Below are 14120 nucleotides of genomic sequence, written 5' to 3' on the forward strand. Positions count from 1 at the left end.
GCCATGAATCAGATCGCTCGCGAAATCATGTTGTACGACGCCCAGAAGAAGAGTTCTGGCGTGGCCTATCTCTGGTGGTTTCTGCTGGGCTTCCTCGGGGCGCACCGCTTTTATCTGAAGCGGCCGGGCAGCGGCGTCGCACAGGCCATTGCCAACATCGGGGGCACATGGCTGGCGTTTCGCGACATGGGTAACACTGCTGGCTGGGTGCTGGCCGTCATCGGGGGGCTTTGGGTGCTGGTGGACATGTTCCTGATCCCGGGGATGGTCCGCGCATACAACACTGTGCTCGCCGAGCGGCTTTCGACCGCGCCCTGAGAGGAATCGACCTATGAGCAAAATGACTTGGTGGAAGCGCGCCGCATTGTGGGCGGCAGGTTTGGCTTGCGTGGGCGGCGCCTTGGCAGGTTGTACGACTTCGCGCGATCAATACAGCCAGAGTTCCAATATCAGTACGTATGGTGTGGTCGACGTGGGAATCGAGCGCACGTCGCGCTGATCATTCCGTGGCCGGTGGCGCCACGTCTTCAAACCGCCGCCACTCGCCATTGACGAGCAGTTCCAGCGGCTGGAACAGCGCTTTATAGGCCATCTTCCGACTCTGTTCGATCCAGTAGCCGAGATAGACGTAGGGCAGGTCCAGCGCCTGCGCCTGGGCGATTTGCCACAGGACGTTGTACGTCCCGTAACTGGCCTTTTGCTCGATCGGGTCGTAAAACGTGTAGACAGACGACAACCCATCTTCCAGCACGTCGATCATGCTCACCATGCGCAGCTTGCCCGCCCATGGCGATTCGGGCGGCTCGCGAAACTCCACCAAACGCGAGTTCACCCGGCTCTGCAACAGGAACTGCTCGTACTGATCGCGGCTGTCGTGGTCCATACCACCGCCCGCATGGCGGACCGATTGGTACAGCAGATAGAGCTGATAGTGCTCTTCGACATAGGTGAGCGGTGCCACCAACGCTTCCAGCCCTTGATGCCGCTCGGCGGCGCGGCGTTGCGCTCTCGTCGGTGAATATTGATCAACGACGACGCGGCATGGCGTACATGCATGGCAGTCGTCGCAATGTGGACGGTAGGTGAAGATGCCGCTACGCCGGAAGCCAGCGCGCACGAGCTTCGAATAGACGTCTGCATTGATCAGGTGCGCCGGCGTGGCGACCTGCGAGCGCGCCAAGCGGCCATCGAGATAGCTGCATGCGTAAGGCGCGGTGGCATAGAACTGCAATGCCGAGAGGGGGAGTTCCTTAAGCTTGCTCATTGCGCACGGTCCACCGGCGGAGCACCGATTTGTCGAAGTGCCACGGCACAATGGCCGGCGCGTTGGCCGCCTCCCGCACATGTGCAAGAAACGCCTCGCGCGGCACCGGGGCACCGCCCAGCGACGCCAAATGCTCGGTCTCCTGCTGGCAGTCTATCATCGCGACGCCCCGATCGCCGAGGAAGGCGCACAGCGCCGCCAGCGCGATTTTCGAAGCATCGGTGCGGCGGGCGAACATCGATTCGCCATAGAACATGCGGCCAAGCGCCACGCCGTACAGGCCGCCCACGCGTTGCCCGGCGTGCCACGTCTCGACGCTGTGCGCATAGCCGCGGCGGTGCAGGGCGGTATACGCCTGAATGACATCTTCGGTGATCCACGTGCCATGTTGCCCCGGGCGGGCCGTGGTGGCACAGGCGACCATCGTTTCACGGAAGCCGTGGTCGATACGGATTTCCCAAGCCGGGTCGTCAAGCACGCGGCGCAGCGTCTTGCGAAAGGTAGTTGAGACGCGAAAATCTTCGGGGCGAAGCACCATGCGCGGGTCGGTGCTCCACCACAGCACCGGCTGGCCCTGGGCATACCACGGAAAAATGCCTTGCCGATACGCAATCAGCAGCCGTTGGGGCGATAGCTCTGCGCTGGCGGCCAGTAGCCCCGGCGCTTCAGACTCTGGCCCGAGCGCGCGATCGACCGGCGGGAAGGGATCGTGCGGATCCAGCCAGGCGATCATGATGCAGACAACGTGAGGTAGGCGTTACGGCGTCGTGGCCGGCGTATCGATCGCAGCCGAGCGCATCGGCTTGTAGATGTCGAGCGTGTGGAGGCGGAAGCTGCCGTCGGCCAGTTTGCCCGCCGCGCGGTCGGCAAAGAAGCAACGCAGCGTGTGGATGACAGTCGGGAAGGCCAGATCATCCCAGGGGATATCGGCTTCATTAAAGAGTGCGACTTCCAAGCTTTCTTCCCCCGGCGCGAAATCCAGATCGTTCAGTTTGGCCAGGTAGAACAAGTGCACTTGATGCACATGCGGCACGTTGAGCACCGAGTACAGCTCGCCGATTTCGACATTGGCGCCTGCTTCTTCCTGTGTTTCGCGGTTGGCGGCCTGCGCGGTCGTCTCGCCGATTTCCATGAAGCCTGCTGGCAAGGTCCAGAAGCCGTAGCGGGGTTCAATGGCACGCTTGCACAGGAGGATCTGATCGTTCCAAACGGGCACGGTGCCGACCACGTTGCGCGGATTCACATAGTGAATCGTATTGCAATGGTCGCAAACGTCGCGCAGTCGGTTGTCACCGGCAGGAATGCGCGAGACGACTGACTGGCCGCAGTTGGAACAGAATTTCATGGGGAATCGTCGCGGGTGGAATGTCTCAGTGTATCACCGCGGCGAAGCGTCTCCGCGCGGCGCAGGGTGGGCCGGGAGTATCGACTGAGTTGCACGCAAAACGGTGCGTTAGGAACGTAGAAAAACAAAAAGCCCGCTGTATGCGGGCTTCATGATTCGGCTCAGGTCTTGGAGCGAGCCGTTCTACTTTGGTTGGTTGCGGGGGCAGGATTTGAACCTGCGACCTTCGGGTTATGAGCCCGACGAGCTGCCAGACTGCTCCACCCCGCGTCCGTAGAAACGCATTCGACTTTCTGGCTGGTTGCGGGGGCAGGATTTGAACCTGCGACCTTCGGGTTATGAGCCCGACGAGCTGCCAGACTGCTCCACCCCGCGTCCGTCGAATAAAAAATTATAGCGAGATCCGTGCGGCGATGCAACACTTTTCTCGTGCTGCATGCATTTTGATGGTGCGTGTTGCCCCTGTAATGGGCCGCAAAGGCAGGCGCGGACTGATGTTTGGACACATCGTGCGCGGCCATGTTCGAAAGCGGCGCGCACGGTGCATTGCGGCGTGCTGGCCGTTTACAATGCGGCCCTTCGCGTCCTTCTCTTGATTCCGATCGTGCTCAACGCCCTGTACCCGCTTGCCCGCCCGCTGCTGTTTTCGATGGATCCCGAAGACGCGCATCACTTCACGCTGAACCAACTCAAGCGGGCACACGCGATGGGGCTTTCGGGCTGCATTGGCGGACGCGTAGCCCCGCAGCCGCGCACGGTGATGGGCGTGAAGTTTCCCAATCCCGTCGGGCTGGCTGCTGGCCTGGACAAGGATGGCGCGTATATCGATGCGCTCGGCGCGCTCGGCTTCGGCTTCATTGAAGTTGGCACGGTCACACCGCGCGCGCAGCCGGGCAACCCGCGCCCGCGTATGTTCCGCCTGCCGGCGGCCAACGCGCTCATCAATCGCATGGGTTTCAACAACGGCGGTGTCGATGCGTTTATCAATAACGTAAAGGCGTCGAAGTGGCGCGAGGCGGGCGGCGTGCTCGGCTTGAACATCGGCAAGAACGCCGACACGCCCATCGAGCGCGCTGTCGACGATTACCTGCATTGCCTCGAGCGTGTGTATCCGCATGCGAGCTACGTGACAGTCAACATTTCGTCGCCGAACACGAAAAACCTGCGTCAACTGCAGGGCGCGAGCGAGCTGGACAGCCTGCTCGGTACGCTGCGCGATGCGCAGCAGCGTCTGGCAGATCTGCACAAGCGCTACGTGCCGGTGGCACTGAAGATTGCGCCCGACCTGGATGACGACCAGATTGCCAACGTGGCCGACGCGCTGTTGCGCCACAAGATGGATGGCGTGATTGCGACCAACACCACAATCAGTCGTGAGGCCGTCGCCGGCCTAGCGCATGCGGAAGAGGCGGGCGGACTGTCCGGCCAGCCGGTGCGTGAAGGCTCGACGCGGGTGATTCGCGCATTGCATGGCTTGCTAGGCGATGCAGTGCCCATCATCGGCGTGGGCGGCATCCTCGCTGGCGAGCACGCCCGCGAGAAGGTCGACGCTGGCGCGCAGTTGGTACAGCTGTATACGGGGTTGATCTATCGCGGCCCGGCGCTTGTGGCGGAATGCGCTCGCGCACTCGCGCGGTGACGGACGCGCTCAGCGGCGAAGCAGGAAGATGATGATCGCGCTGGCGGCCACCACCGCGGCTGCCAGGTCGTACGGACCAGCGTAATCGGCCCACACAGTGGGGTCGAGCTGCTGCACGAAGGCCGATTGCGCCCAGGGCAGGATCATGCGCGGAATCGCAAACAATAGGGCGGCCACGACCAGCAGCACAATCAGTGCGGTCAGCGAAGGCTTGGAACGCCCCAAGATGCGAATAGATGAGTGGGGCAAGGCCATCCCCGAGTCAGAAGCGTTGGGCTAGCCGGGCGCTAGCCGCTCAACGTTATTTTGCAATAAAGGTTTGTCAGGCATTTTCCTACAAAGTTCTGTCGGCTGCAGTCCTACTTTCGGCTATGTGCAGCACAGCATGCACGACATGTTGCCAGCGCACCAAGGCGCCCGCCCGGCGCTGCACAATGTGCTTCATTGGGGGATGTGCGTGCCTGGGCAACGTTCTTTCAACCTTGCAGAACGCTTTACCAATATGGCTGTGCATCGTGATGCACTGCGGCAACGAATGCCCGTTTGAGGGGTTGGCGTGCTGGAGGCGGGGAGTACAATCCGCCCTCATTGTGCAATGCACGATTTTTTGAGCGGCTAGCAATTCGGCCGATTTCCAAGTTCATGAGTCAAGCTCTTACAGCAACAGGGTCGCCCCAGACCAACGTGAACCTGCGCGCCATGGTGATTGGTGCCGTGGGTGTGGTGTTCGGAGACATCGGCACCAGCCCGCTGTATTCGCTCAAGGAGTGCTTCAGCCCTGAGCACGGCATTCCTTTCTCCAGCGGGGCGGTGCTGGGCATCATCTCCATGCTGTTTTGGGCGATGGTGATCGTGGTGTCGCTCAAGTACGTGCTCTTCGTCATGCGCGCCGACAACAACGGCGAGGGCGGCATCCTCGCGCTGATGGCGCTATCGCTGCGTACGGCCAATACCAATTCCAAGCGCATGTCGCTGCTGATGATGCTGGGCGTCTTCGGTGCGTGCATGTTCTACGGCGATGCGGTGATCACGCCGGCCATCTCGGTGCTGTCGGCCATGGAAGGTCTGGAGATCGCCGCGCCTGCATTGTCGCCGTTCGTGCTGCCCATCACGATCGTGATCCTGGCGGCGCTGTTCCTGATTCAGCGCAGCGGCACGTCGGTGGTCGGCAAGCTGTTCGGTCCGGTGATGCTGCTGTGGTTTGCCGCGCTGGCCGCGCTGGGCATGATGAATCTGGTGAAGGCGCCGCAGATCCTCGGGGCCGTCAACCCGATGTATGCGATTTCGTTCCTGCACGACCATGCGCTGCAGGCGTTCATCGTGCTGGGCTCGGTGTTCCTCGTGCTGACCGGCGCTGAAGCGCTGTACGCCGACATGGGCCACTTCGGCGCCCGCCCGATCCGCTGGGCGTGGTTCTTCATCGTGGCGCCGAGCCTGTTGCTGAACTACTTCGGCCAAGGCGCGATGCTTTTGACCGATCCGAGCACCATCGAAAACCCGTTCTACCGTTCGGTGCCGGAAGCGCTGCAACTCCCCATGGTGGTGCTTGCTGCAGCGGCAACCGTCATTGCCTCGCAGGCTGTGATTTCGGGCGCGTTCTCGCTGACGAGCCAGGCAATTCAGCTTGGCTTTGTGCCGCGCATGCGCATTCGCTACACCTCGGAAGCCGAGATCGGCCAAATCTACGTGCCGATGGTCAACTGGATGCTGCTGATCCTAGTGGTGGGCGTGGTGCTGGCGTTCAAAAAGTCCGACAATCTGGCCGCCGCCTACGGCATTGCCGTGACCACAACGATGGTCATCACGACAGTGCTGGCGGCAGTGGTGATGCGCTCAGTCTGGCGTTGGCACCCGGTGCTGGTGACGCTTGTCAGCCTCTGTTTCCTGGTGGTCGACATGGCGTTCTTCTCGGCCAACCTCTTGAAGATCCGCGATGGCGGTTGGTTCCCGCTGACGCTGGGCGCCGGTGTGTTCTTCCTGCTGATGACCTGGTACAAGGGCAAGAAACTTCTGCGCGCCCGCAGCTTGGAGGACGGCATCCCGCTCGAGCCGTTCCTGGCCGGATTGCTGGCGCATCCGCCGCATCGTGTCGAGGGCACGGCCGTTTTCCTCACCGGCAATACAGAGTTCGTGCCGGTGTCGTTGCTGCATAACCTGAAGCACAACCGCGTGCTCCACGAGCGCGTGATCTTCATCAGCTTCGTCACGCGCGATATTCCCTACGTGGACGACAAGCACCGCGTGTCCGTGCGCGACTTGGGCAGCGGCATCTACATCGTCAAGGCGGAGTACGGCTTCAAGGAAACGCCGGACGTGTACCGTGTGCTCGAACTGGGTCAACCGCAGATTGGCACGCGCTGCGAGCTGATGGATACGTCGTTCTTTATTGCGCGTGAATCGGTGGTGCCGTCCAAGCTGCCGGGCATGTCGATGTGGCGCGAGCGTCTGTTTGCGTGGATGCATCAGAACGGCGCCAAGCCGTCGGACTTCTTCCACATCCCTGCAAACCGCGTGGTGGAGCTGGGCACGAAGGTCGAGATCTGACCGATCGTATCGCTGCATAACAAGCGGCCCGTGCGAGAGAGACGCACGGGCCGTTTTGTTTGGATGTCAGGCGATGTCCGGGTTAGATCTTCGAGGCATCGCGGTCGCGTTTGTGCACTTCGTGGTTGCGGGCGTGTACGTCGTGGTTGCGATCCTTGACGTCGGCGTGCAGGTCCTTGCGGTCCTGGTGCAAGTCACGGCGGTCGGCGTTGACTTGATGCTGATCTTGAGCGCGTTGCTTGCTCCAGTATTCGGCACCCTTGACGTTGCCATTCGCCAGATCGCGGTCTTCGCGGCGTTGCGCGGTATTGCGCTCGGCGCGTTCGTCAGCCAGGGCAGCCTTGTCTTTGCCGATATCGGCGCGGTCGTGGCGAATGTCGCGGTTATCGTGACGGATGTCACGGTTGTCCTGATGAATCTTCTGATTGTCTTGCTGGACTTGCGTAACAGGCGACACAGGAGCAGGCGGCGTCGTCTGTGCGAAAGCGGCGGTACCGGCAACAGCAAGCAGGGCAGCGATCAGGGTGTGGCTCGTCTTCATGGAGTTTCTCCTCGTGGGTGCCAGGCGGTGTGTGCCTGTGTCTCCATAACGGGCGGAAAAGACGTGGCGCCGACGCGCGAGTGTTAGAAAAGATCCATGCGCGTAAGGACGTGTAACGGGCGCGCACAGCCATGAAAAAACCCGCCGAGTCCGAAAACCGGGCGGGTTCCACTAAACAGAATCTGCGTTAGCGCTTGAGCTTGGCGAAGGCTTCCGCCATGGCGCCGGACGGTTCCGGCGCGCGACGCTGCTGGCCGCCGTGGCGATTGCCGCTACTGCTCGGGCGATCGCCGCCGCCAGCGCGCGCGGGCGCCTGGCCGGGCTCGTCGGACAGGCGCATCGTCAGGCCGATGCGGTTGCGCTTCACGTCCACTTCCATCACCTTGACCTTGACGATCAGGCCCGGCTTGACCACCTCGTGTGGGTCACGCACGAACTTGGTCGACAGCGCCGACACGTGTACCAGTCCATCCTGATGCACGCCGATGTCGATGAACGCGCCAAACGCCGCCACGTTCGTCACCACGCCTTCGAGCACCATGCCGGGCTGCAGATCCTTGATGTCTTCCACGCCGTCCTGGAATGTCGCCGTCTTGAACTCGGGGCGCGGGTCGCGGCCGGGCTTCTCCAGTTCAGAGAGGATGTCGACCACGGTCGGCAGGCCGAACTTCTCGTCGGTGAAGTCGCGAGCGGTCAGGCCGCGCAGCGCCTCGCGGTTGCCGAGCACGTCGCCGATGCCTTTCTTGATGCTGTCCAGGATGCGCTTGACCACCGGATACGCTTCCGGGTGCACCGACGAGCGATCGAGCGGATTGTTGCCGTCATTGATGCGCAGGAAGCCGGCGGCCTGCTCGAACGTCTTGTCGCCCAGGCGCGGTACTTTCTTGAGCGCGTCGCGGTTGTTGAACGCGCCGTTGGCATCACGATATTCGACGATGTTCTTGGCGAGGATCGAGTTCAGCCCCGATACACGCGCCAGCAGCGGGGCGGAGGCCGTGTTCACATCCACGCCGACCGCGTTCACGCAATCCTCGACGATGGCGTCCAGCGCGCGGGCCAGCTCGCGCTGGTTTACGTCGTGCTGATACTGGCCGACGCCGATCGACTTCGGATCGATCTTCACAAGTTCGGCCAGCGGGTCTTGCAGGCGACGCGCGATCGACACCGCGCCACGCAGCGACACGTCCAGCTCCGGGAATTCCTTGGCGGCGAGTTCCGACGCTGAATACACCGACGCGCCGGCCTCGCTCACCACGATCTTGGTCAGCTTCAGCTCCGGCGCGTTACGCATGAGGTCTTGCACCAGCTTGTCGGTCTCGCGGCTTGCTGTGCCGTTGCCGATGGAAACCAGTGCCACGCCGTGCTGTTTGGCCAGACGGGCCATCGTCGCGAGCGAACCGTTCCAGTCGCGGCGCGGTTCGTGCGGGTAGATCGTGGCGGTTTCGAGCAGCTTGCCGGTGTGGTCCACCACTGCGATCTTGCAGCCCGTGCGGATGCCTGGGTCGACGCCCATTACCGCCTTGGGGCCAGCCGGCGCGGCCAGCAGCAGGTCGTGCAGATTGCGACCGAAGATCTTGATCGCTTCGGCTTCAGCGGATTCGCGCAGTTGCGTGAGCAGTTCGGTTTCGATATGCGGCTGGACCTTCACGCGCCAGCACCAGCGGCACACGTCCGACAGCCACTTGTCGGCCGCGCGGCCTTTGTTTTCGATGCCGACATGGCGCGCGATCATGACTTCGCACGGGTGCGGGCTGAGTGCGTCCTGTTCTTCGCCCAAACCGAGCTTGACGAACAGCACGCCCGCGTTGCGGCCGCGGAATAGCGCCAATGCGCGGTGCGACGGTACGTTCCGGATCGGCTCGCTGTATGCGTAGTAATCGCGGAATTTCTCTTCTTCGGCAGTTTCCTTGCCTTCGACCACGGTGGACGAAACCTGGCCTTGGTTCCAGAGGTGGTCGCGCACCTTGCCAAGCAGCTCTGCCGTCTCGCCAAACTGCTCGGAGAGGATGTCGCGCGCGCCGTCCAGCGCGGCCTTCACGTCCGGCACGCCGCCATCGGCAGTCGGATTGCCGTTGACGAACTTGGCGGCTTCGGTTTGAGGGTCGAGCGTCGGGTCGGCCAGCAGTGCCTGGGCCAGCGGCTCCAGGCCGCATTCGCGAGCGATCTGGGCGCGCGTGCGGCGCTTCGGCTTGTAGGGCAGGTAGAGATCTTCCAGCACCTGCTTGGTCTCGGCCGCCTCGATGGCGGTACGCAGGGCATCGGTCAGCTTGCCTTGCTCTTCAATGGAAGCCAGGATGGCCGCGCGGCGGTCTTCCAGTTCGCGCAGGTACAGCAGGCGTTCTTCCAGGTTGCGCAGTTGCGTGTCGTCCAGGTTGTCCGTCACCTCCTTGCGGTAACGCGCAATAAAGGGCACGGTGGCGCCTTCGTCCAGCAGTTGCACGGCGGCGGCAACCTGCTGCGGCCTGACCGCCAGTTCAGTGGCGATGCGGGAGACGATCTTCTGCAACACGGAATCAGTCATTGCTTCCAGAGAGTGCGATGGAAAGCCGCGCATTTTGCCACAACGCGAACCCTGTTCCTGAGCTGAAATCCGTGGCCGCGCGGCGTTTGCCGCACAGGCGCGGTGATAAAATACGCGTTATGCCTACGCTCCTGTTTTCTGCCCGTCGCCGCGCTGTTGCGCGCCGCGTTTCCCGTTTGGTTCTGCCGGCGTCCGTCCTCAGTGCCGCGCTGCTTGCCGCGCCTGTATGGAGCCAGTCTCAGCCGGCCTCTGCGCCAGCCGCTGCGGTGCCCGCCACGCAGCCCGATTTCGGCGCCGAACACGATCGCATCACCAGCGCCAAAGCCTGGGCCGAATACCGCTATGCCCAGGCTGAGCGCGCCTGCTACGACAAGTTTCTCGTCACGCGCTGCATCGACAAGGCCAAGGATGTGCGCCGCACGGAACTCCACACCATCCGCGAACGCGAGTTGGCTTTGGACGAAGCCGAGCGTGCCGACCGCGCAGCTCGCCGCGACCAGGAGCGCGCCATCCGCGACGCTCAGTACAATGCCGAACGCCCCCAGCGCGAAGCCGCCGAGCAGAAGAACCGCACCGATTTCTCGAACAAGCAGGAGCAGCAGCGCCTGAATGAAGCGCAGCGCCAGGCTGAAGCGCCGCAGCGTGCCGCCAACGCGCAGGCCGCGGCCAAGAAACAGGCGGATTACGACGCCAAGCTGAAGGCTGCGCAGGAGCAGGGCGCAGCCAACGCCGCCAAGCGGGCCGAAAGCGCGAAGCAGTTCCAGGAAAAGCAGCAAGACGCCGTGAAGCGCCAGAAAGAACTGGAAGAGCGCCGCGAACAAACCAAGCGCCGCAACGAGCAAAACCAGAACAACACCAGTCCGCTGGGGTTCTAAACTTCAGCCAAGGCCGGGTTTCCGGGAGGAAAGCGATGGACAGCGATCTGAATACGATCTCGCGTCGCATCATTGAATTGCAGATCGAGCACCGCGATCTCGATTTCCTGATCGACCGGCTGGCGGCTACAGCCGATCACGACGAGTTGCAGCTGCGCCGCCTCAAGAAGCGCCGCCTGAAACTCAAGGACACCATCACCCTGCTACAGTTGCAGCTTGAGCCGGACGTGCCGGCTTAGCGCCTGCCCAAAGTTGGTTTGATTTTCATCCCGAGAGGCCGCAATCACGTGCGGCCTCCGTCATTTGACTCCACGGATTCCGCGTTGACTTCGCTTTCCCCGCTGGCCGAGCCGTCGGCTGATTCCGACGCCGATACCAGCGACGCTTCGGCTCCTGCAGCCTCGCTACCTGCCGATGCCCATCATGTCGAGCTGGCGACGCTCTTTGCCGATGACGGCACGCTGGCCAAGGGTATCGATGGCTACCGGCCCCGCAGTGCGCAGCTGACGATGGCGCAGGCCGTTGCCAACGCCATCGAAGCCGCCGATTCGATCATCGTCGAGGCTGGCACGGGCACGGGCAAAACCTACGCGTACCTTGTCCCCGCGATGCTCTGGGGCGGCAAGGTGATCCTGTCCACCGGGACGAAGAACCTTCAGGATCAACTCTTCCTGCGCGACATCCCGACGGTGCGCAAGGCGCTGAATGCGCCGGTGTCGGTGGCGCTGCTCAAGGGGCGCGCCAACTACGTCTGTCATTACCACGTGGAGCGCACGTCGCAGAACGGGCGCCTTTCTTCGCGCCAGGACGCCGCGTGGCTGCGCCAGATCAACCTCTTCCTGAAGACAACGAAAACCGGCGACAAGGCCGAACTTGCCAGCGTGCCCGAGAACGCGCCGGTGTGGAACCTCGTCACGTCCACGCGCGACAATTGCCTGGGTTCGGACTGCGCGTATTACAAAGACTGCTTCGTCATGCGCGCCCGCAAGGAGGCGCAGCAGGCCGACGTGGTGGTGGTCAACCATCACCTGTTCTTCGCAGACGTGATGTTGAAGGACACCGGCATGGCTGAACTGCTGCCCGCTGCCAACACGATCATCTTCGATGAAGCCCATCAGCTGCCCGAAACCGCCACATTGTTCTTTGGCGAAACCATCTCGACGAACCAGATTCTCGAGCTTGCGCGTGACAGCGTGGCCGAGGGCCTTTCGCATGCCCGCGATGCGATGGATTGGGTTGCGATTGCCGCGCCGCTGGAGCGTGCTGCGCGTGATCTGCGCCTAGTGTTCCGCCAGGACGGTTCTCGCCTGTCGATCAAGCAGATCGACAATGATGCGGCACTCGCCAAGCCGTTCTACGAGGTGCTGCCGAAGCTGGAGCAGGCGCTTTCCGACTTTACCGGCGCGCTGGAAGCCCAGGCTGAGCGCGCCGAGACCATCGAGCAATGCCATCGCCGTGCGGTGGCGCTGTGCGAGAAGCTTGAAGCGTGGGCCGATCCCAAACCGCCCAAGGCGCCAAAGAAAGAAGGGGATGACTCGGGCGCGGACAGCGAGAGCGCGGCGCCTGTCGACGAACGGGTGCGCTGGGTCGAGGTGTTTGCCAATTCCGTGCAGTTGCACCTGACACCGTTGTCGATCGCGCCGATTTTTTCGCGCCAACGTGCGGGCCAGCCGCGCGCGTGGGTCTTTACCTCCGCCACGCTTTCGGTGCGCGGCAACTTCACGCACTACGCTGCGCAGTTGGGCTTGGATCGTGATCGCTCGATGACGCTTGACAGCCCGTTCGATTACGCATCGCAAGGCTTGCTTTATGTGCCGCGCGATCTGCCGCAGCCGAGCGATCCGCGCTTTACCGATGCGGTGCTCGACGCTACCTTGCCGCTCATTGAGGCGGCGGGCGGCAAGACGTTCCTGCTATGCACGACGTTGCGCGCGGTGAATCGCGCCGCCGAGCGGTTGTCGGATGAATTCGCCCAACGCGGCTGGGATTTCCCGCTGCTCGTGCAGGGCCAGGCCAGCCGTACGGAATTGCTGGACCGCTTCCGCGCGCTGGGCAACGCCGTGCTGGTCGGCAGCCAGAGCTTTTGGGAAGGCGTGGACGTACGCGGCGAAGCGCTCTCACTGGTCGTGATCGACAAGTTGCCCTTCGCCCCGCCCGATGATCCGGTGCTGAGCGCCCGCATGGAAGCACTGGAGAAAAAGGGGCTGAGCCCGTTTGCCGTGCACCAGTTGCCGCATGCGGTCATTACGCTTAAGCAAGGTGCCGGCCGGCTGATTCGCTCGGAGACCGATCGCGGCGTGCTGATGATTTGCGACCCTCGCTTGGTCGAGAAAAACTACGGTCGCCAGATCTGGCAGAGCCTACCGCCGTTCAAGCGTACGCGCGAAGCCGAGACGGCGGCCGAATTCCTGCGTTCCCTGCGGCCGGATTCGGAGAATCCGCAGTCGATCGAAACGGATGACTGATCCGCACGCACAAACAAAAAGCCCGGCCAATCGACCGGGCTTTTTGCTGTGCTCTTCAAGCCTTGCTTACCACCATTGATACCAGGGCTTGTCTTTCTTGCGCTGGCCGTAGGCGAGGAAGTCGCTCTTCGGGTAGTTCTGCTTGATGATGCGTTCGGTGTCGTCGCGCATGTCTTTCATGCCCAGCGCTTCGTATGACTTCATCATGATGTACAGCGCTTCTTCCACAGCCGGGGCGCGGTCGTAATCCTTGATGGCGTCCTGTGCACGGTTGACGGCGGCAAGGTACGCGCCACGGCGATAGTAGTAGCGCGCGGCGCCCACTTCATGCTCGGCCATCGCATTTACGATGTACTGCATGCGCTGCGTGGCGTCCGGCGTGTACTTGCTGTTTGGGAAACGCGTGATCAGCGTCTTGAACGCGTCGTAGGCAGAGCGCGCGGCCTTCGGGTCGCGCTCGCTCAAGTCTTGGTTCGAGAAGCGGCCAAGCCAGCCCAGGTTGTCGTTGAAGTTGATCAAGCCCTTGAGGTAGTAGGCGTAATCCACGCTGGGGTGATTCGGGTGCAACTGGATGAAGCGATCCACCGCAGCCAGGGCGGCAGCCGTCTCGCCATCCTTGTAGTTGGCGTAGGCGGTTTCGATCTGGGCTTGCTGGGCGTACGGCCCGAACGGATAGCGGCTTTCGAGCTTTTCGTAGTACTTGACCGCCTTGGCGTAGTCGCCGCCGTCGAGCGAATCCTTCGCTTCCGAATATAATTTGTTGGCTGACCAGCCAGCAGTTTCGTCTTGCTGTTCCGGCAGGATGCCGCAGGCCGAGATAGTCAGACATGCAACGCCTGCCACCAACACTGCTCCGATTTGTGCGCGGATTCGACTGCCGATTCGACTGCCAATACGCGCCTGCTTTACGCTCGTGACCGACATGG

The 14120-nt window shown here is 62.4% G+C and carries 14 protein-coding genes and 2 tRNA genes; 7 read left to right on the top strand and 9 right to left on the bottom strand.

What is annotated here, in order from left to right; translation table 11 throughout:
- Window positions 1–3 precede the first annotated feature (3 nt).
- Window positions 4–318: a TM2 domain-containing protein gene (locus NG898_RS05925; RefSeq protein ID WP_252691475.1), complete on the top strand. Its 315-nt coding sequence runs from the start codon at window positions 4–6 to the stop codon at window positions 316–318.
- A 13-nt stretch (window positions 319–331) separates the two neighbouring features.
- Window positions 332–499, top strand: coding sequence for a hypothetical protein (locus NG898_RS05930; protein ID WP_252691476.1), 168 nt, complete (start codon window positions 332–334; stop codon window positions 497–499).
- Here NG898_RS05930 and NG898_RS05935 read toward each other — a convergent pair whose 3' ends face one another.
- The 5 genes from NG898_RS05935 to NG898_RS05955 all read right to left on the bottom strand — a co-directional run bounded on the left by NG898_RS05935 (window position 500) and on the right by NG898_RS05955 (window position 2984).
- Window positions 500–1264: an arginyltransferase gene (locus NG898_RS05935; RefSeq protein WP_252691477.1), complete on the bottom strand. Its 765-nt coding sequence runs from the start codon at window positions 1262–1264 to the stop codon at window positions 500–502.
- Window positions 1251–1997 carry a leucyl/phenylalanyl-tRNA--protein transferase gene (gene aat, locus NG898_RS05940; protein ID WP_252691478.1) on the bottom strand — a complete coding sequence of 249 codons (747 nt, stop codon included), beginning with the start codon at window positions 1995–1997 and terminating at the stop codon, window positions 1251–1253. The genes NG898_RS05935 and aat overlap by 14 nt, the downstream gene beginning before the upstream one ends.
- A 24-nt stretch (window positions 1998–2021) precedes the next feature.
- A complete protein-coding gene (locus tag NG898_RS05945; protein ID WP_092970156.1) occupies window positions 2022–2609 on the bottom strand; it encodes an NUDIX hydrolase in 588 nt (195 codons plus the stop codon).
- Window positions 2610–2802: 193 nt separating this feature from the next.
- Window positions 2803–2879, bottom strand: a tRNA-Met gene (locus tag NG898_RS05950).
- Window positions 2880–2907: 28 nt separating this feature from the next.
- A tRNA-Met gene (locus NG898_RS05955) sits at window positions 2908–2984 on the bottom strand.
- A gap of 229 nt (window positions 2985–3213) precedes the next feature.
- On the opposite strand from NG898_RS05955, the gene NG898_RS05960 reads away from it, so the two are divergent.
- Window positions 3214–4248, top strand: coding sequence for a quinone-dependent dihydroorotate dehydrogenase (locus NG898_RS05960; RefSeq protein WP_252691479.1), 1035 nt, complete (start codon window positions 3214–3216; stop codon window positions 4246–4248).
- A gap of 9 nt (window positions 4249–4257) precedes the next feature.
- On the opposite strand, the gene NG898_RS05965 is transcribed toward NG898_RS05960, so the two are convergent.
- On the bottom strand, window positions 4258–4497 hold the full coding sequence (locus NG898_RS05965) for a hypothetical protein (RefSeq protein WP_313903643.1): 240 nt from the start codon (window positions 4495–4497) through the stop codon (window positions 4258–4260).
- Window positions 4498–4890: 393 nt separating this feature from the next.
- On the opposite strand from NG898_RS05965, the gene NG898_RS05970 reads away from it, so the two are divergent.
- Window positions 4891–6792 (top strand): potassium transporter Kup, encoded by a 1902-nt coding sequence (locus tag NG898_RS05970; protein ID WP_252691481.1) that lies wholly within the window; start codon window positions 4891–4893, stop codon window positions 6790–6792.
- A gap of 82 nt (window positions 6793–6874) precedes the next feature.
- Here the strand turns inward: NG898_RS05970 and NG898_RS05975 are convergent, their stop codons facing one another.
- Window positions 6875–7333 (bottom strand): hypothetical protein, encoded by a 459-nt coding sequence (locus NG898_RS05975; protein WP_252691482.1) that lies wholly within the window; start codon window positions 7331–7333, stop codon window positions 6875–6877.
- Window positions 7334–7520: 187 nt separating this feature from the next.
- Window positions 7521–9854, bottom strand: coding sequence for a Tex family protein (locus NG898_RS05980; RefSeq protein WP_252691483.1), 2334 nt, complete (start codon window positions 9852–9854; stop codon window positions 7521–7523).
- A gap of 110 nt (window positions 9855–9964) precedes the next feature.
- Here NG898_RS05980 and NG898_RS05985 point away from each other — a divergent pair, with 110 nt between their 5' ends.
- The 3 genes from NG898_RS05985 to NG898_RS05995 all read left to right on the top strand — a co-directional run bounded on the left by NG898_RS05985 (window position 9965) and on the right by NG898_RS05995 (window position 13194).
- Complete coding sequence (locus tag NG898_RS05985) at window positions 9965–10729, top strand: hypothetical protein (protein ID WP_252691624.1); 765 nt, start codon at window positions 9965–9967, stop codon at window positions 10727–10729.
- Between the two features lie 35 nt (window positions 10730–10764).
- Window positions 10765–10968, top strand: a complete 204-nt coding sequence (locus NG898_RS05990) for a DUF465 domain-containing protein (RefSeq protein ID WP_027681294.1) — start codon at window positions 10765–10767, stop codon at window positions 10966–10968.
- Between the two features lie 84 nt (window positions 10969–11052).
- The gene (locus tag NG898_RS05995; protein WP_252691484.1) at window positions 11053–13194 is read left to right on the top strand and encodes a DNA repair helicase YoaA; all 2142 of its coding nucleotides are present in this window, start codon (window positions 11053–11055) and stop codon (window positions 13192–13194) included.
- Window positions 13195–13260: 66 nt separating this feature from the next.
- On the opposite strand, the gene NG898_RS06000 is transcribed toward NG898_RS05995, so the two are convergent.
- Window positions 13261–14118, bottom strand: coding sequence for an outer membrane protein assembly factor BamD (locus NG898_RS06000; protein ID WP_252691485.1), 858 nt, complete (start codon window positions 14116–14118; stop codon window positions 13261–13263).
- Between the last annotated feature and the right edge of the window lie 2 nt (window positions 14119–14120).

The sequence above is a fragment of the Ralstonia mojiangensis genome, assembly GCF_023955645.1.
Taxonomy (GTDB): Bacteria; Pseudomonadota; Gammaproteobacteria; order Burkholderiales; family Burkholderiaceae; genus Ralstonia; species Ralstonia mojiangensis.

What these genes read in the sequence shown, in the direction of transcription:
- NG898_RS05925 (WP_252691475.1), top strand. Translation starts at nt 4, where the DNA reads ATGAATCAGATCGCTCGCGAAATCATGTTGTACGACGCCCAGAAGAAG.
- NG898_RS05930 (WP_252691476.1), top strand. Translation starts at nt 332, where the DNA reads ATGAGCAAAATGACTTGGTGGAAGCGCGCCGCATTGTGGGCGGCAGGT.
- NG898_RS05935 (WP_252691477.1), bottom strand. Translation starts at nt 1,264, where the DNA reads ATGAGCAAGCTTAAGGAACTCCCCCTCTCGGCATTGCAGTTCTATGCC.
- aat (WP_252691478.1), bottom strand. Translation starts at nt 1,997, where the DNA reads ATGATCGCCTGGCTGGATCCGCACGATCCCTTCCCGCCGGTCGATCGC.
- NG898_RS05945 (WP_092970156.1), bottom strand. Translation starts at nt 2,609, where the DNA reads ATGAAATTCTGTTCCAACTGCGGCCAGTCAGTCGTCTCGCGCATTCCT.
- NG898_RS05970 (WP_252691481.1), top strand. Translation starts at nt 4,891, where the DNA reads ATGAGTCAAGCTCTTACAGCAACAGGGTCGCCCCAGACCAACGTGAAC.
- NG898_RS05975 (WP_252691482.1), bottom strand. Translation starts at nt 7,333, where the DNA reads ATGAAGACGAGCCACACCCTGATCGCTGCCCTGCTTGCTGTTGCCGGT.
- NG898_RS05980 (WP_252691483.1), bottom strand. Translation starts at nt 9,854, where the DNA reads ATGACTGATTCCGTGTTGCAGAAGATCGTCTCCCGCATCGCCACTGAA.
- NG898_RS05990 (WP_027681294.1), top strand. Translation starts at nt 10,765, where the DNA reads ATGGACAGCGATCTGAATACGATCTCGCGTCGCATCATTGAATTGCAG.
- NG898_RS06000 (WP_252691485.1), bottom strand. Translation starts at nt 14,118, where the DNA reads ATGTCGGTCACGAGCGTAAAGCAGGCGCGTATTGGCAGTCGAATCGGC.